Below are 16,078 nucleotides of genomic sequence, written 5' to 3'. Positions count from 1 at the left end.
ATGACCAGCCTGAGACAACAACCTGGCACCGGCCATCCTGCCCTGGCCCTCTTGTCCAGTTGCACACTGACCGACCTCACCGACCTGCCACGGGTGGGTTTTCGCGGTGCACACAGTGCGGAATATTTGCTGAGCCGCCACTTTTTACTACCGGACGCTCCCAACCGCGCGGTCGTACAGGATGACGGCAGTCAAGTGGCGCGCCTGTCCCAGACCGAGTACCTGTTGCTGGGCAGCCCCCAGGATCAAGGTGAGCGTGTTGCAGACGAAGAGGCCCGCTGGGAGCTGGATCACAAGGCCAATTACCTGCTGCCGCGCCAGGATAGCCATGCCTGGTTTCAACTCAGTGGTGATCACCTCACAGAGGTCATGGCCAAACTCTGTGGTGTGGATTTGAGTCCGCAAGTTTTTGGCCCGGGCACGGTCGCACAAACCTCGGCCGCGCGTATCAACGTGATCGTGATCAACGCCAGTGCCCTGCAACAGCCGAGCTTATTCATCCTGTGTGACCGGACATCGAAGGCTTACTTTAACGCGGCGTTGCTGGATGCAATGGAGGAGTTTTCGGGGTTGGCAACGGATGAGACGCCAGTCTGACGCTTATCAGAAACAGGTGAATCGAAGATCACCCAGGCGTTACAACAACGGACGTCTGCTCCCACGAAAGCGGTGAGGATTCCACCAAGAGCCAGTCGTTTTGTGGGGGTAAAAAACACTGAAAATAAAAAGGGGTCGCGAGATAAAATCTCGCAACCCCTTGAATTATATGGTCGGGACGGAGTGATTCGAACACTCGACCCCTAGCACCCCATGCCATTATAGATCGGATTCCACTGGACGCTAATAAAAACAAATAAATCCATAACACCCTAGCAAACACAACACCTTCAGGCTAATCTACCGTCCAACACCACCCAGAACGAAGCAATACAAGCCAGCGTTTTCGGTGGGGTAAAAGTGGGGTAAAAATACGAAGGCGAAAGTGGCATGGCAAAAATCCAAGTCAAGCAACTGGAAGCGCTTACCGCTGATGATGGCGGCCTGACACTGCGAGAGGATGGCGGAATTGTCGGGCGCGTTCGCGTCGGGCAACGGGGCATCACTGTTCTGTTTCGTTATGAGTTCAAGTTGAATGGCGTCAAGCGCGACCAGGCACTAGGTTCTTGGCCCAAGAAAAGCCTTGCCAACATCCGTGCCGAGCGCGACCGCCTGCGCGTTACGGTAGGCGAAGGAATCAACCCCACCGCCGCGAAGAAAGCCGCCAGGATCGAAAAACAGGCCGCTATCGAGGCGACCATTGCCGGAGCCGAGCGCCAGGCTGCCGAGAACCTGACAGTGACCGACCTGTTCGTCGAGTGGCTAAAAGATGGCGTGGCCCGCCAGGATGACAACGCAGAGCTAACCCGCAGCTTCACTAAGGATGTGCTACCCAGCATCGGCAAAAAGCCTCTGCGTGCTCTCACCGAGAAAGACATACTCGCCATGTTGCGTGCCGTGCGCGAACGTGGCGTCAATCGGCATGTAGTCCGCCTGTTTGCCGATCTGAATCAGATGCTCGCATGGGGCGAGAAGCGCAAGCCTTGGCGCGGCCTGATGATCGACGGCAACCCTGCCAACCTGGTGGAAGTCAAAAAACTTCTCGACCACGACTATCAAGAAGAACGCGACCGCATTCTGACTGTCGATGAAATCAGGGAGCTGCGCGACATATTTGAGCGCATGGAGCGTGATTATGCCGCCCTGCCCCCTGGCCAGAAATATTCCGGCGTCCGTCCGCTGGAAAGGAAAGCACAGCTTGCACTATGGATATGCTTGGGCACCCTCTGCCGCATCGGCGAACTACTCAAGGCCGAATGGCGCCACATCGATCTAAGCAAGGGAACATGGTTTTTGCCTGCCATGAACACCAAAGGTCACCGAGGAACGCGCCAGGATCACCATGTTTTTCTGTCTACCTTCGCCCTGCGCCAGTTCAAAGAACTGCACACCCTGACGGGCAACACGCCACACCTGTTCCCCGCCACCAACCATACCGGCCACGTAGACCTAAAGAGCATTTCCAAGCGCGTAGGCGACCGGCAAGAACAGTTCAAGAAACGCAGTAAACCTTTATCCGGCCGGCGCAATGACAATACGCTGGTACTGAGCAAGGGCACCAATGGCGACTGGACACCGCACGACCTGCGCCGCACTGGCGCAACGACGATGCAGGAGCTGGGCGTCACCTTGGAAATTATCGACCGCTGCCAGAATCACCTGCTGGGTGGCTCCAAGGTTCGCCGACACTATCTTCACCATGACTACGCCAAGGAAAAAACCGAAGCATGGCGACTGCTGGGCGAACGTATCGACGCAATATTGGCTGCTGACAACGTCGTGCCGATCAACCAAAAGCACGGATAAGATTTACCGGCTGGCCTAGGGGGAGCTTCCGACAAGCAGCCCCCACCTGCGAGACCAGCCACTTTATTCAGGATGGCGACGCCCGGGGAGGCGAAGATATGAGCAAGCTGATCAAGCTTAAGGAATGGTTGACGATAGAGGATACCGCCAAGCGGCTATCCATTAGCGCAGGGGAGACTGTGAGCGAGGCAGATGTTTTGCGCCTTGCACTAGAGGGCCATTTAACCGTTTCTGTGTATTTTGTGAACCGTACTGTTGCTCGTCGCGGAGAAATTGTCGCGTTCGACGACACAAATTGGACACTGGTTCCACCACTATTCAACACTCCAGGAGTGCGCGTGAGCGAAGACGACCACCCTCCCACGACCACTATGCCTTGGAAATTGCAAAAGCTTTTGCGCGAGAACCCCGAATCCGAAGAGCAGGGGCTTATGCCGCTCATGACCAGCCTTGCAGCCCGCACCGGCGAAGAGCAGTACATAAATCTTGAGGAAGATATCTTTCACATAACGAGCGGGGTTTGGGACTTACCCTTAATCGGTAACGAATACCTGAGCGTTGAGGACGCTTATCAGCAGAAAACAAAAGGGCCATCCATAACCATTCAGGGGATTAATGGTGCCTTTATATGTGACGGTACGTATGTATACCAGCTTCAGGAACGCGATGAGGAAAATCCCGATTTGGCCGGTTCGCACGCCAGCTTCAAGTGGATATCCCAGCTCATTCACGGGAACAAAAAGAGCCGCGAAGAGGCCAAAAATCTCATTCAGAAGCATAACGAAGACCGCGAACCCGTCATGGATGAGAGAACACAGTATTACCCAGCCGGAGGGTTGCCCGACGATAGTGTGCTGGTTGTGCGAACCGGAGCACTCAGAGAGCTTGAGGAAAAACTGCTTGCTGATGATTTTCAACCAGAAAAACCACTTCACTCGAGTGAACGAAAAAGCGCTGGCCAAATAATCGCCGCGCTTTCCGCAATGGCCAAGCTTGATCTGTCTACCCCCTATGCCGCAGACGAAACCCTGAGAGCAGCCGCCGCGTCCAATGGTCTTGAATTACCCAGCAGCCCTGGAACAGTGGTGAAGTTCCTTAAAGATGCCGCCGCACGAGTCGGCAAAGCCTAACCCTATTTACCCCAATGGGGTTTTGCCAACCCCCATTAGGGCACAAGCCACGTCACAACCTGTTGAATGCCGCCATAAATCCACTGAGCGCCAGCTGGCGCGAAGGAGTTATGGCAATGGCCGCAATAGCAACCACCTCACCCCGCCGCATCATGCGCCTACCGGAAGTCGTCACCATGACCGGCTACGGGCGCAGCTCCATTTACAACTTTATGGATGCTGGAACCTTCCCCAAGTGCCGCCGCATTGGCTCACGCGCTGTCGGCTGGGACAGCCTGGAGGTTGAACAGTGGATCACTGATCGCTTGGAGGGCCGCGCATAATGGACAAAAAGAAGCCCACCACTAAGGGCAAGCTCGGGAATGAATCGCACATAAATAACACCTCCCCAAATCTCGCCAGCCTCTACCTGTTCACCCTGTCACCGATTGGTGCTGACCTAGCGTTGCTGATCTGCTTGGAGGTGGCTTTATGGATTTCGTGATCTTGTTTCGTGACGCCATGCAATCCGTGCTCGGGTCGCTTGATTGGCTGCCGATACCAGACGGAAACATCCACCGCTTCCACGTGCCAGGCGATAAGCCTGCTACCCGAAACGGCTGGTATGTTCTGTTTTTGGACGGCATCCCCTGCGGCATGTTCGGGAGCTGGAAAGCAGGCGGCTCGCAGGTCTGGCACAGCCGCAAGCCTACCGATCACCTAGAGGCGCAAATAAACGCCCTACGCATCGAGCAGGCCCGACGCCAGCGGGCAGCTAAGCAGCATCAGGGCCAGCAAGCTGCCGCCGAACATGCAAACCGGATGTGGCGTAACGCCCGCAGCGCCGATCCCGAGCACCCCTATCTAGTGGCAAAAGGGGTGCGTTCTTATGCCCTGCGTCAGACCGGTGACGTATTACTGGTGCCGCTTATGCGTGACGGGGTGCTGGTCAGTCTTCAACGCATCAAATCAGACGGCGACAAACGCTTTCTGTTCGGCGGCATGACCAAGGGCAGCTGTTCACTTATCGGCACAATTCAGCCAGACCGGGTGCTGTACATCTGCGAGGGCTGGGCAACCGGTGCCACGCTTCACGCCGAAACCGGCGCCGCCGTGGCTTGCGCCATGACTGCCAACAACCTGCTAGAGGTCGGCCAGCGCCTCCAGCGCCAGCATCCAGACGCCGTGCTGATCGTAGCCGGCGACGACGACCGCATGACCGAAGGAAACCCCGGACGCACTTACGCCATCGAGGCAGCCGCTGCTCTTGGCTGTCGCATGATCTTTCCGCCTTGGTCGGGGGCCGAGCCCCTGACTCTTTCCGATTTTAACGACCTGGCCAATTGGGGAGCAGCTCAATGACTTCCACGCTTATTCCTGAGCCAGCCTATCCCGATCCGCAGCCTCTGCTGCCAGACGTGTCGATTGCGGCACCTTATCCCCTGCAAGCCTTGGGTGATTTGCTGGGTGGGGCTGCTGCAGCCATTATCGAAAGCGTGCAAGTGCCCGATGCCCTAGCTGGGCAAGCCGTGCTGGCCGCTGCTGCAATGGCTGCACAACCTCACGCCAATGTACAACGCGGCGGCCAACTAATTCCCCTATCACTGTTCGCCCTTACCGTTGCCGAGTCTGGTGACCGCAAGTCGGCAGCGGACCGCTTAGCACTGCACGCCCACCACCAACACCAGCACACTCTGCTGGGCGCACATAAGACCGAACACAAGGAGTACCGCAACCACCGGGATGCCTACCTGAAAGCCCGTGCAGCTATTCTCGACAACGCCAAGGGCGATCCGGAAACCGTAGCTACCGAGCTGGGTAAGTTGCTTGAGCCAATCGAGCCGCCATCGCCTTTCATCCTGGCCGAAGAGCCGACGTTAGAGGGGCTGCAAAAGTCCCTGCTGCGCGGTTACGCCTCGCAAGGGCTATTCAGTGACGAAGGCGGCCAATTCTTCGGCGGTTACGCCAGCAGACCGGAGAACATGCTGAAAAGTGTGGCCGGGCTGTCGAAGCTTTGGGACGGCTCACCTATCACGCGCATCCGCGCCGCCGAAGGTGAAAGCGCATCACGCAGCGGTTGCCGCTTGAGCGCACATCTGATGATTCAGCCAATCGTGGCGCAAAACGTGCTGGGTAATCCAGTGTTACAGGGCCAAGGCTTTCTGGCACGTTTTCTAATCGCTTGGCCACAGTCACTGGCCGGGAGTCGCTTCTACCGGGATGTCGACCCCATGCGAGACGTTCGACTGGGGCGCTACTGGCAGCGCATGGCCCATCTGCTGGCCCTTGAGCCGCCGCAGAATGAGCAAGGGGAACTGGCCCCGCCCGCGCTGCCAATGGGGCCGCAGTCGCTGGCCGTCTGGGTTGCCCAGCACGACGCCATTGAGGCGGAGTTAGGCAAATGGGGCGAATTGTGCGAAATCAAACCGGCCGCCGCCAAGGGTGGCGAAAACCTACTGCGGATTGCCGGCGTACTGGCCGTGGTCGAGAACGCCGAAGCCATTACCCCGCCGATTATCGAGCGGGCCGGAATGCTGGTGCGCTGGCATCTGGACGAAGCCCTGCGACTGACCACCCCAACGAAGGCGAGCCCGCACTTATTTAAAGCGCAAAACCTACTGGATTGGCTACTCAACAAAGGGTGGTACACCTTCGATTCACGCACACTACAGCGCGAAGGACCGTCCATAGCTCGCAAGGCCGCAAAACAGCGCGACCAGTTGCTGGCCGTTCTGGTGGAGCATCGCCAGCTTCTGACCAGCGATGGGAAGCATTTCACCATCAACCCAGCTGCGACAACTGCGACAACCGTGACAAAACCCGCCCCGCAGCAGCTCCGAGCTTGCGACAGCGTTGGGACAAGCTGCGACCAGGAGCCTGTGGCCTCCGACCTGTCGCAACCTGTCACAGACTTGTCGCAAACGTTCTCGTCAATAAATCCGGGGAGTGTCGCAGAAGTCGCAAATGTCGCAGTGCGCCCCGTGTTCGGGGGTGAGGTATGAGCGCCGCCGAGGTACTGAGTCGTGCCGGTGCCGAAGGTGTGGCACTGGTGCTGGAGGGCGACCGACTGACATGGACCGCCGACCACCAGCCGCCCGTTGATCTGCTGACCAGCATCAAGGCGCACCGCCTGGAAATCATTGCCGTGTTGGGGGCGGCGAAGGATTCGACAGCAGAAGCGCAATGGCTGGCCCATGTCGCCTGCCTGCTGGAGTGTTCGCCGGGCTACCTGTTGGAGCATGGCTATATCGACCAGCATGACCTGGCCGAGCAGCGCCGCATTCATCCGCGCTTTGTCGTGCCGCTGATCCGCAGCAATCCCGCGTGGGGCCTGGAGCGGCCCGACACCCCAGCACCTCCCGCGTCCGAGCAGGAAAACAGCCGTGCCCGATGCGTCTTGACCGCCGTCACTGTAACGCCTGAATGGTGCCGGACCTATAACCTATACCTTAACCATCCGATGCTTTGCCACGCCTGCCATGCCCCAACAAACCGCTACTGTGTAACAGGGGCCAAGTTGCGCCAACGGTATGACCAGATGCCAATGGAGCCAAGACCATGATGCGGAACATCGTAATCACCATGGCCGCTATCGCATCAAGCCGAACACAACACAACGTAACAACCTCACCATTTACCATCGCCTCTGTTCATCAACTGCCAGGCGAGGCAAGGCATTTACAACGACGGCCACGAAACACGCTAATAGACCGGCAAGCTGTGCCAAGAGCGGTCGTTGAGTCCCATCCGAATGAAATGACTTTCATCCCGGGCATGTTCACTTGCAAGACCGGCGTGCCACAGTTAAGGTTTGCGTCATGACGACGCCATGCATCGAATCGACCACAACCTTCACGACCGCCACAGGCGGGTCGTGGGAGGTTGTGTGAGTTAAAACAACGTATAACCCCAAAGACCCGCCAGTAATGGACCGGGTCTTTTTTTTGCCCCGGTTTTATTGGCACACACGTAAGGAAACGTACATGTATGCACTTCTGATTCTCGACATGCAGGTAGGGCTTGTTCACGCCCCGGATAGACCTTGGGGCAGTGAAGCGCTTCTCGATACATTGAATAGGCTGATGAGAAGTGCACGGGAGACTGGCGCCCCCATCTTTCTCGCCCGCCACATAGGTCCGGCCGGGTCTCCTATCGAGCCGGGTAGTCAGCTCACCGAGCTTGTCCAGGAGTTGCAGCTAAGGGGTGACGAAGTGATTTTTGAGAAAAAACGTCCCAACGCCTTTGCTCAGACTGAGCTGGCCGGTCAGCTACGCGAACGCGGCTGTGAAGGCATCGTCGTTACAGGAATGAAAACTCAATACTGCGTAGATAGTACTTGCCGTGCTGCCCGCGATTGCGGCTTCGATGCTGTGCTCATCGCCGACGGACATACCTGCTCTGATACTCCAACGCTCAAAGCAGTGGCCATCGTTGCCCACCACAATGCAACCTTGGCAGGGCCATTCTGCCGAGTCGTTCAGGCTGAGGAATGGAGTTTCTAAGAGCCCCCCCGATCGACCCCAGTCAGGGTCGATCAGTACGCTTGGCGCTTATGGGATTCTTCTCCACTGGCCACTATCGGCCGATTCTGTTGAAAACAGTCGACCATGGTTTGCGCAGTAGAAAAGTATGCGTCCGAGATTAAAATCTTTACTTTCGGCAGAGGCTTCCGGACTCAGATTTCACGTAGCAATGTGCAAAAAAGGCGTTTTAACCAGTCAATGACCAGACCGTTTGGGCGAAACGACTTTTTCAACAGAATCGGCCAGAAGCGGCCCGTCGGCACCGCCAAAAAACCATCCAGATACATTCGCACCGCTAAAGTCCCGTAGTACGCTCCAACCAGAAACATGCCTTTGATTTACGCTGATATTTTCGTGCACCCGGCTCCGGTGTCATCTACAACACTCGAAGAGGGGTCAGAGCAGCCCTTGACGAGTGGCGACGGTCGTGGCCCTCCCCTCTCGCCCCACTGCACTGCTCAAAGCCCCCCTGCTGCGCACCCTTCACGCTCACGCCTGATCCATAGCCTCGACCACTCCCTTATCCTCACCCAGAAACCCGCCGCTTTGATGCTGCCACAGCCGCGCATAGACGCCGTTCTTCCCGAGCAATTCGGTGTGGGTGCCCTGCTCGATGATGCGTCCGTCATCCATTACGACGAGCCGGTCCATGGCCGCAATCGTGGACAGCCGATGGGCGATGGCGATCACCGTCTTGCCCTGCATCATTTCATCGAGGCTTTCCTGAATGGCCACTTCGACTTCCGAGTCCAGCGCGCTGGTGGCCTCGTCAAGAAGCAGGATCGGGGCGTTCTTGAGCATCACCCGGGCAATCGCGACGCGTTGGCGCTGACCGCCCGACAGCTTGATGCCCCGCTCACCCACAAGGGTGTCGTAGCCGGTATGGCCTTGCCGGTCGCTCAGTTGGCTTATGAACGCATCGGCCTGGGCATTGGCCGCGGCGCTGCGGATTTGCGCGTCGGTCGCATCGGGACGGCCGTAGGCGATGTTGTCGCGAATTGAACGGTGCAGCAGGGAGGTATCCTGCGTGACCATGCCGATGGAGCCGCGCAGGCTGTCTTGCGTCACGTGTGCGATGTTTTGGCCGTCGATACGAATCTCCCCGCTGTCGACGTCATAGAAGCGCAGCAGCAAGTTGATAAGCGTGGATTTACCAGCACCAGAGCGGCCAACCAGGCCGATTTTTTCGCCCGGGCGGATACTCAGGCTCAGGCCATCGAGCACCTGGCGTTCGCCATTGTAGTTGAAGCTCACCTTATCGAAGGTTACCGCGCCGCCGGAGGTCACCAGCACGCCGGCACCCGACGCGTCCTGCACCTTGGTGCCCAGGGTCAGCGTCGCCATGCCATCCTGTACCGTGCCGATACTCTCGAACAGCGAGGTCATTTGCCACATGATCCAGTTCGACATGCCATTGATACGCAACGCCATGGCGGTGATTGCCGCCACGGCACCTGCGCCGACCTCACCCTGGTGCCAAAGCCACAGGGCATAACCACCTGCTGCCATGATCAACGCCACCACCAATGCCTGGTTGACGATCTCGAATTGGCTGACCAGGCGCATCTGGCGAAAGCCGGTTTGCTTGAAATCCTCCATCGCTGCACGCGCGAAGTGCGCTTCACGATTGGAGTGAGAGAACAGCTTCACCGTAGTGATGTTGGTGTAGGCGTCTGAGATACGCCCAGTCATCATCGACCGCGCATTGGCCTGTTCCTGCCCGACTTTCCCCAGACGGGGGACGAAGTACAGCATGGCCAGACCGAACAACACGACCCAGGCAACAAAAGGCAGCATCAGTTTCAGAGCGAAGCCGCCGGCCAGTGCGATGATCGCAATGAAATACACCCCGATCCCGGGCGCGATCTCGATAAGGGTGAATAGCACGTCGCGCACCGCTAGCGCAGTCTGCATCACCTTGGTAGTGACTCGGCCGGAAAACTCATCGGAAAAAAACGAAAGGCTTTGCCGCAGCATCAGGCGATGGAAGTCCCAGCGCAGCCGCAACGGCAAATTAATTGCCAATATCTGGTGCTGCACCATGGTGCGCAACGCCACCAGCCCGACACTGGCCACCATTACGATGCCCATGCCCCGCAACACGCGACTTTCTTGCGCAGCCGCTTCACCGCCTGTCTGCCAGGTCGAGAGCAGGTCCACGACCTGTCCGAGGAAGGAAAACAGCCAGGCTTCGTAAATCGACACACCGGCACTTAGTAGCGCAAGCGCAAGGATGTAACCGCGGGCGCCCCGCGTACAGGCCCACAAGAAGCGAGCCAGGCCGTCGGGTGGCGGTGGTACCTCGTCAGGAGGAAAGGGGTCGAGCCTTCGTTCAAACACACGGAGCATGGTGTTCTCCAAAACGATCAAGTTGAGGAGATTCTGCCATTGAACGGTTGCTTTGAGGGTTTTGCGAAGTTGAGGTATGGCGCTGTTGGCAGGTCGCTCTGAGGATTTGGTCGCCGGGTGCGGGCTCTCATACGTTGCCAGAGACTCGGTCGGCAGGGATAAATCGGCCGGCATCGAAGGGGACTGGCCAAGACCGGACGTTCATCTAAGGACTGGTTGAATCCATAACCAAAAACAGTCACTCACTAAACGCGTGACGAGGCAATGCAATCGAAATCAAAGCTGCGAACAGCACGAATGCGCTCGATATCCATAAGCACGCTTCCAATCCATACACCTGATAGACCCAACCAGAAAGCACCGTACCGATCAGGCGGCCCATGGCGTTCGACATGTAATAAAAACCCACATCCAGTGACACACCGTCTTCCTTGGCGTAGGACACAATCAAATAGCTGTGCAGCGACGAATTCACCGCGAACAGCACGCCAAAAACCATCAATCCGCCGAGCAGCACAACCTGTTGTGATAGGCCGGTGTTCAGCCCGAAAGCGATTGCCGCAGGCAGACCCGCCAGTGCAAGTGCCCAAAGAAATGCTGCACGACCATCCGGCACGTGCCCACGTTTCTTGCCGGTGATTCGCGGCGCGAACGATTGCACGATGCCGTAGCCGATCACCCAGGCAGCAAGGAAGCCGCCAACCTCCCAGAAGTCCCAGCCGAACACACTGCTCAGGTACACCGGCAAGGCCACGACAAACCAAACATCGCGGGCGCCGAACAGGAACATTCGGGCCGCCGAGAGGATATTGATCGCCCGGCTCTTAGACAGGATGTCGCGAAACTTGGGTTTGGCTTTCGCTTTGCCCAGGTCCTTCTTCAACAGGATCAGACTGCTGATCCAGATCAGCGCTAGGACACCCGCCATGGCCAGCAAGGCGCCTTTGAAGCCGATGAGTGCCAGCAAGGCTCCACCCAGAAAGAAGCCGACACCCTTGAGTGCGTTCTTCGAGCCAGTGAGGATCGCCACCCACTTGTAGAGCTTGCCCTGTTGCCCATCCGGAACCAGAAGCTTAATGGAGCTTTTGGCACTCATCTTGTTTAGGTCTTTGGCAATCCCCGACAAAGCCTGAGCGCCCATCACCCATGGGATGGTCAAAAAGGCCGAGGGCACTGTCAGCATCAACAGTGCCGCGACCTGCATGCCCAGCCCGATGTTCATGGTTCGGTTCAGCCCCAGCCGAGCGCCTAGGTAGCCACCCACCAGGTTGGTGATCACGCCAAAGAGTTCGTAGAACAGAAACAACGCCGCGATTTGAAGTGGGCTGTAGCCCAACGCGTGAAAGTGCAACACCACCAACATGCGTAAGGCGCCGTCGGTGAGGGTGAAGGCCCAGTAGTTGCCCGTCACGAGCAAGTACTGCCGCACTTCTGGAGCGAGGGCTGACAACGCTTTCATGACCGCTCCTTAGACTGCCAGACCGACCATTTTGGCCAGTTCGACCGTACGGTTGGCATAGCCCCACTCGTTGTCGTACCAGGCATAGAGTTTGACCTGGGTGCCGTTGATAACCATGGTCGACAGCGCATCAATGATCGATGAGCGCGGGTCGGTACGGTAGTCGATGGATACCAAGGGACGCTCCTCGAAACCGAGGATGTCTTTCAGCTCGTTCTCGGAAGCGTCCTTGAGAAGTTGATTCACTTCTTCCACAGTGGTGGCTCGCTCGACCTCGAAGACACAGTCCGTCAGCGAAGCGTTGGCTAGCGGCACGCGCACGGCGTGACCATTCAAGCGCCCACGCAGCTCCGGGAAAATTTCGGCGATAGCAGTGGCCGAGCCGGTGCTGGTCGGTATCAAACTCATCCCGGAAGCACGCGCACGCCGCAAATCCTTATGCGGCTGATCGAGAATGCTCTGGGTGTTGGTCAGGTCGTGGATGGTGGTGATCGAGCCGTGGCGTATACCCAGCTTCTCGTGGATCACTTTCACCACTGGCGCCAGACAGTTGGTGGTACAAGAAGCAGCGGTGACGATGCGATGTTCAGCCGGATTGAACAGTTGATGGTTGACGCCCATGACGACGTTCAGCGCGCCTTTTTCCTTCACCGGAGCGCAGACCACCACACGCTTCACGCCTTGGTCGAGGTAAGCCTGAAGCACTGCGACGGTTTTCATCTTGCCGCTGGCCTCGATCACCAGATCGCAACCCGACCAGTCGGTGTCGGCAATTGCTTTGTTCGCGGTCACCTTGATGTGCTTGCCGCCAATCACCACCTGATCGCCCTCAGCGCTGGCTTCGTTGTGCCAACGACCATGCACGGAGTCGAAGTTGATCAGGTGCGCATGGGTTATTGCATCGCCGGCCGGATCGTTGATCTGCACAAATTCAAACTCTGGCCAGCTCCAGGCCGCTCGCAGAGCGAGGCGACCGATCCGACCAAAACCATTGATGCCAACTTTGATAGTCATGTTGTTGTGCTCTGTATCTGTTGTCAGTGGGAGTTCGACTGGGTGTCGAACTGGCCGATGTATTCGATATGGGCAGAATGCTGAATGGCGCGTGGACGCAATGACTGAACATCGCGGATGGCATCGCTGAATGGCACACCGCTCTCGATCAACAATTGAGCGGCGACCAAGCCCGTACGACCCGAGCCGCCCTTGCAATGAATGGCGATGGTTTTCCCTTCGGTCAGCAGCTGCTTGAGTCGCGGATGGTGCTGCTCCCATGCGGCTTTAAATGCTTCGCCAGGAGCCTGATCGTCTTCTACTGGCAGGTGAAACCACTCGATGCCGAGCAACTGGCACTCTTCTGGCAGCAGGTCGATCTCGTTCTGAAGCAACTCCTCGGCCGGCATTAGCGTCAGTAACGCCGATGCACCTGCGTCCTTGAGGGTTTGCAACGCCTCGAAAGGCTTTGTGCCCTTCGTGCCTGGACACGGGGTGAAGATCAATTGGCCATCAAACTGTGCCAAGGGCAGTACGGAATATGGGTGTTGTTGCACGGTGAAATATCCTCAGATGGAGCGCTGATTGACACGGTTCATGAGTTCTTCCGCCGACTCTTTTCGCTCGGAATAACGATCAACCAAATAGTCCTGACGGTCGCGAAGCAGCAGCGTGAACTTCACCAACTCTTCCATCACATCAACAACGCGGTCGTAGAACGGAGAAGGTTTCATCCGGCCGTTGTCGTCGAACTCCATATAGGCCTTTGGCACGGAGGACTGGTTGGGGATGGTGAACATCCGCATCCAACGCCCCAGCACTCGCAGTTGATTAACCACGTTGAACGACTGCGAGCCACCGCACACCTGCATGACGGCGAGAGTTTTGCCCTGGGTCGGACGTACCGCTCCCATGGCCAGTGGCACCCAGTCGATCTGCGCTTTGAACACTGCGCTCATAGAGCCGTGACGTTCTGGAGAGCACCAAACCTGTCCCTCGGACCACAGCACTAGGTCACGTAGTTCCTTCACACGTGGGTGATCGTCGGGTGCGTCATCTGGCAGCGGCAAGCCTGACGGATTGAAGATTCGCGCCTCGGCGCCGAAGTGCTCCAGCAGTCGAGCGGCCTCTTCTACCATCAGGCGACTGAAGGAGCGCTCACGGGTCGATCCGTACAGCAGCAAAATGCGCGGCTTGTGGATGGAGGTCTTTTCGATACCGAGTTTGTCTGCCGACGGGAGATCAATCAGTTCGGTATCGAGTTGGGGCATATGGTCATCAAACATAGTCTTTGTCCTGCGCAACGGCGCTCTTGGAATCATCGAACCAGCGGCGTTTCAGCCAAAGGGCTACACCGACCAGGGAAATCAGTACCGGCACTTCCACCAGTGGACCAATCACCGTGGCGAAGGCGACCGGGGAAGCCAGACCGAAGGTGGCAATGGCCACGGCAATCGCCAGTTCGAAGTTGTTGCTCGCGGCTGTGAAAGCCAGTGCGGTGGTCCGTGGGTAATCAGCCTTGAGCAATTTGCCCATCCAGAAGCTGATGAAGAACATCACCACGAAGTAGATCGTCAGCGGAATCGCGATGCGCAATACATCCAATGGCAATTGCAGCACCACATCGCCCTTGAGGCTGAACATGGCCACGATGGTCAACAGCAGCGCCACCAGCGTCAGCGGGCTGATCTTTGGAATGAAGCGCTCCTGGAACCAGGCTTCACCTTTACGGGCGATGAGAATTTTGCGGGTCAGGAAGCCTGCCAGGAACGGCACACCCAGGTAGATCAGAACCGACTTGGCAATGCTGACAAAGCTGGTCTCAATCACACTGCCTTCCAGCCCGAACAGCGGGGGCAACAGCCCAAGAAATACCCAGGCATACAGACTGAAAAACAGAATCTGGAAGATGCTGTTGAACGCCACCAGCCCGGCAACGTATTGATTGTTGCCACCCGCGATCTGGTTCCAGACCAAGACCATCGCGATGCAACGGGCCAAGCCGATCAGGATCAGGCCAGTCATGTACTCCGGCTGGTCCCGAAGGAAGATAATCGCCAGCGCGAACATCAACACCGGTCCGATGACCCAGTTCTGGACCAACGACAAAACGACGATGCGCTTGTCCTTGAAGACCTCCGGCAGTTCCTCATAACGAACCTTGGCCAGAGGCGGATACATCATCACGATCAAGCCGATAGCGATGGGGATGTTGGTGGTGCCCACAGAAAGACTGTTGAGCCACTGCGGCCAGCCTTCGAACAGACTCCCCAGACCTATGCCCAAGGCCATGGCGAGAAAAATCCACGGCGTCAGGTAACGGTCTAGAAAGGAAAGGCGGCTTTTACTCATGATCATTTGCTCCTGTGTTTACAGCGTGCCAATCAGGGCCAGCTCTGCCTTGAGCTGTTCGACACTCAGTTGGGAAAGCGGTAAAGCCAAGAAGGCTTCAATACGGGTTTTGATTTGTTCCAAGGTGGATTCAAAAGCCGCCTCGATCTCTTCTTGAGTCCCTTGGTATTCCGAAGGGTCGGCCAGCCCCCAGTGAGCCTTGGTAGCCGGCCCGAAAAATACCGGACAGGCCTCACCGGCAGCCTTGTCGCACACCGTGATGACGAAATCAGGTGCCAAATTCACATGGACATCACTGGACTTACTGAACAGCCCAAGCGTCGAAATACCAGCGTTCTCCAAAGTCATGAGACTCAGCGGATTCACTTCACCTTTGGGCTGACTGCCAGCGCTGTAGGCTTTCATGCCTTCCGGTGCCAAATGATTGAAGACTGCTTCACAAAGGATGCTGCGGCAGCTATTGGCAGTGCAGAGGAACAGGATTTTCATCGAGCGATCTCGTAGTCGAAGGCGGAATCAGGCGATTTAGCTTTCACAACACGCCAGTGCCCGCTTAGGACGATCGCCCATTTCATCAAGGCGTTTAGCGTCAGGGCTCAACCAATGCTTGTTGCTTTCGAGCACAGTGGTCAGTACTTGATGGACCCAATCTGGGAGATTTGGGTGCAGTCGGTAATACACCCATTGGCCTTGCCGACGGTCCGACAGCAAACCGCAACTGCGCAGCTGCGCCAAGTGTCTAGAGACTTTTGGCTGACTCTCATTCAACGCGCAGGTCAGCTCGCAAACACAAAGCTCTCCTTCACGGGTGATGAGCATCATCGTGCGGACCCGAGTGTCGTCAGCCAGGCATTTGAAAACAGTGGTCGGTGTCAGATGGTCAGCCATAT

16 protein-coding genes are annotated in these 16,078 nt (G+C 57.2%); 8 read left to right on the top strand and 8 right to left on the bottom strand.

Annotation, left to right across the window (positions count from 1 at the left end; all coding sequences use genetic code 11):
• The 8 genes from KW849_RS08435 (at nucleotide 1) to KW849_RS08400 (ending at nucleotide 8,014) form a co-directional block, all read left to right on the top strand.
• Nucleotides 1-597 (top strand): sarcosine oxidase subunit gamma, encoded by a 597-nt coding sequence (locus KW849_RS08435; protein WP_218428956.1) that lies wholly within the window; start codon nucleotides 1-3, stop codon nucleotides 595-597.
• Between the two features lie 390 nt (nucleotides 598-987).
• A complete protein-coding gene (locus KW849_RS08430; RefSeq protein WP_218428955.1) occupies nucleotides 988-2,403 on the top strand; it encodes a site-specific integrase in 1,416 nt (471 codons plus the stop codon).
• 98 nt (nucleotides 2,404-2,501) lie between these two features.
• Complete coding sequence (locus KW849_RS08425; protein ID WP_218428954.1) at nucleotides 2,502-3,533, top strand: hypothetical protein; 1,032 nt, start codon at nucleotides 2,502-2,504, stop codon at nucleotides 3,531-3,533.
• Between the two features lie 116 nt (nucleotides 3,534-3,649).
• Nucleotides 3,650-3,856 (top strand): AlpA family transcriptional regulator, encoded by a 207-nt coding sequence (locus KW849_RS08420; protein ID WP_218428953.1) that lies wholly within the window; start codon nucleotides 3,650-3,652, stop codon nucleotides 3,854-3,856.
• A 148-nt stretch (nucleotides 3,857-4,004) separates the two neighbouring features.
• Entirely contained in the window at nucleotides 4,005-4,874 is an 870-nt protein-coding gene (locus KW849_RS08415) for a toprim domain-containing protein (RefSeq protein ID WP_218428952.1), read from the top strand.
• Nucleotides 4,871-6,514, top strand: a complete 1,644-nt coding sequence (locus KW849_RS08410; RefSeq protein WP_218428951.1) for a YfjI family protein — start codon at nucleotides 4,871-4,873, stop codon at nucleotides 6,512-6,514. Before KW849_RS08415 ends, KW849_RS08410 begins: the two co-directional genes overlap by 4 nt.
• Nucleotides 6,511-7,074, top strand: a complete 564-nt coding sequence (locus tag KW849_RS08405) for a hypothetical protein (protein ID WP_218428950.1) — start codon at nucleotides 6,511-6,513, stop codon at nucleotides 7,072-7,074. Before KW849_RS08410 ends, KW849_RS08405 begins: the two co-directional genes overlap by 4 nt.
• Before the next feature lie 421 nt (nucleotides 7,075-7,495).
• Nucleotides 7,496-8,014: a cysteine hydrolase family protein gene (locus KW849_RS08400; RefSeq protein ID WP_218428949.1), complete on the top strand. Its 519-nt coding sequence runs from the start codon at nucleotides 7,496-7,498 to the stop codon at nucleotides 8,012-8,014.
• A gap of 510 nt (nucleotides 8,015-8,524) precedes the next feature.
• Here the strand turns inward: KW849_RS08400 and KW849_RS08395 are convergent.
• The 8 genes from KW849_RS08395 to KW849_RS08360 all read right to left on the bottom strand — a co-directional run bounded on the left by KW849_RS08395 (nucleotide 8,525) and on the right by KW849_RS08360 (nucleotide 16,076).
• Nucleotides 8,525-10,384: an ABC transporter ATP-binding protein gene (locus KW849_RS08395; protein WP_218428948.1), complete on the bottom strand. Its 1,860-nt coding sequence runs from the start codon at nucleotides 10,382-10,384 to the stop codon at nucleotides 8,525-8,527.
• A gap of 238 nt (nucleotides 10,385-10,622) precedes the next feature.
• Entirely contained in the window at nucleotides 10,623-11,843 is a 1,221-nt protein-coding gene (gene arsJ, locus KW849_RS08390) for an organoarsenical effux MFS transporter ArsJ (protein WP_218428947.1), read from the bottom strand.
• A gap of 9 nt (nucleotides 11,844-11,852) precedes the next feature.
• Nucleotides 11,853-12,857 carry an ArsJ-associated glyceraldehyde-3-phosphate dehydrogenase gene (locus KW849_RS08385; protein ID WP_218428946.1) on the bottom strand — a complete coding sequence of 335 codons (1,005 nt, stop codon included), beginning with the start codon at nucleotides 12,855-12,857 and terminating at the stop codon, nucleotides 11,853-11,855.
• 23 nt (nucleotides 12,858-12,880) lie between these two features.
• Nucleotides 12,881-13,393, bottom strand: a complete 513-nt coding sequence (locus tag KW849_RS08380; protein ID WP_218428945.1) for a cyclin-dependent kinase inhibitor 3 family protein — start codon at nucleotides 13,391-13,393, stop codon at nucleotides 12,881-12,883.
• 12 nt (nucleotides 13,394-13,405) lie between these two features.
• Nucleotides 13,406-14,122, bottom strand: coding sequence for an arsenical resistance protein ArsH (gene arsH, locus KW849_RS08375; RefSeq protein WP_218428944.1), 717 nt, complete (start codon nucleotides 14,120-14,122; stop codon nucleotides 13,406-13,408).
• Nucleotides 14,115-15,188 (bottom strand): ACR3 family arsenite efflux transporter, encoded by a 1,074-nt coding sequence (gene arsB, locus KW849_RS08370; RefSeq protein ID WP_218428943.1) that lies wholly within the window; start codon nucleotides 15,186-15,188, stop codon nucleotides 14,115-14,117. The genes arsH and arsB overlap by 8 nt, the downstream gene beginning before the upstream one ends.
• Before the next feature lie 18 nt (nucleotides 15,189-15,206).
• Nucleotides 15,207-15,677, bottom strand: coding sequence for an arsenate reductase ArsC (locus KW849_RS08365; RefSeq protein WP_218428942.1), 471 nt, complete (start codon nucleotides 15,675-15,677; stop codon nucleotides 15,207-15,209).
• A gap of 36 nt (nucleotides 15,678-15,713) precedes the next feature.
• Complete coding sequence (locus KW849_RS08360; RefSeq protein WP_218428941.1) at nucleotides 15,714-16,076, bottom strand: metalloregulator ArsR/SmtB family transcription factor; 363 nt, start codon at nucleotides 16,074-16,076, stop codon at nucleotides 15,714-15,716.
• Nucleotides 16,077-16,078: the final 2 nt, after the last annotated feature.

The organism is Pseudomonas sp. PDM26, from assembly GCF_019219185.1.
GTDB lineage: Bacteria > Pseudomonadota > Gammaproteobacteria > Pseudomonadales > Pseudomonadaceae > Aquipseudomonas.
Note: the sequence above shows the minus strand (reverse complement) of the source record. Positions and strands in the feature narration are given on the sequence as shown.

Excerpts from the sequence above, each read along its gene's own strand:
- KW849_RS08435 (WP_218428956.1), top strand. The coding sequence starts at position 1 with ATGACCAGCCTGAGACAACAACCTGGCACCGGCCATCCTGCCCTGGCC.
- arsB (WP_218428943.1), bottom strand. The coding sequence starts at position 15,188 with ATGAGTAAAAGCCGCCTTTCCTTTCTAGACCGTTACCTGACGCCGTGG.
- KW849_RS08360 (WP_218428941.1), bottom strand. The coding sequence starts at position 16,076 with ATGGCTGACCATCTGACACCGACCACTGTTTTCAAATGCCTGGCTGAC.
- KW849_RS08430 (WP_218428955.1), top strand. The coding sequence starts at position 988 with ATGGCAAAAATCCAAGTCAAGCAACTGGAAGCGCTTACCGCTGATGAT.
- KW849_RS08405 (WP_218428950.1), top strand. The coding sequence starts at position 6,511 with ATGAGCGCCGCCGAGGTACTGAGTCGTGCCGGTGCCGAAGGTGTGGCA.
- arsH (WP_218428944.1), bottom strand. The coding sequence starts at position 14,122 with ATGTTTGATGACCATATGCCCCAACTCGATACCGAACTGATTGATCTC.
- KW849_RS08385 (WP_218428946.1), bottom strand. The coding sequence starts at position 12,857 with ATGACTATCAAAGTTGGCATCAATGGTTTTGGTCGGATCGGTCGCCTC.
- KW849_RS08400 (WP_218428949.1), top strand. The coding sequence starts at position 7,496 with ATGTATGCACTTCTGATTCTCGACATGCAGGTAGGGCTTGTTCACGCC.
- KW849_RS08425 (WP_218428954.1), top strand. The coding sequence starts at position 2,502 with ATGAGCAAGCTGATCAAGCTTAAGGAATGGTTGACGATAGAGGATACC.
- KW849_RS08420 (WP_218428953.1), top strand. The coding sequence starts at position 3,650 with ATGGCCGCAATAGCAACCACCTCACCCCGCCGCATCATGCGCCTACCG.
- KW849_RS08365 (WP_218428942.1), bottom strand. The coding sequence starts at position 15,677 with ATGAAAATCCTGTTCCTCTGCACTGCCAATAGCTGCCGCAGCATCCTT.
- KW849_RS08410 (WP_218428951.1), top strand. The coding sequence starts at position 4,871 with ATGACTTCCACGCTTATTCCTGAGCCAGCCTATCCCGATCCGCAGCCT.
- arsJ (WP_218428947.1), bottom strand. The coding sequence starts at position 11,843 with ATGAAAGCGTTGTCAGCCCTCGCTCCAGAAGTGCGGCAGTACTTGCTC.
- KW849_RS08415 (WP_218428952.1), top strand. The coding sequence starts at position 4,005 with ATGGATTTCGTGATCTTGTTTCGTGACGCCATGCAATCCGTGCTCGGG.
- KW849_RS08395 (WP_218428948.1), bottom strand. The coding sequence starts at position 10,384 with ATGCTCCGTGTGTTTGAACGAAGGCTCGACCCCTTTCCTCCTGACGAG.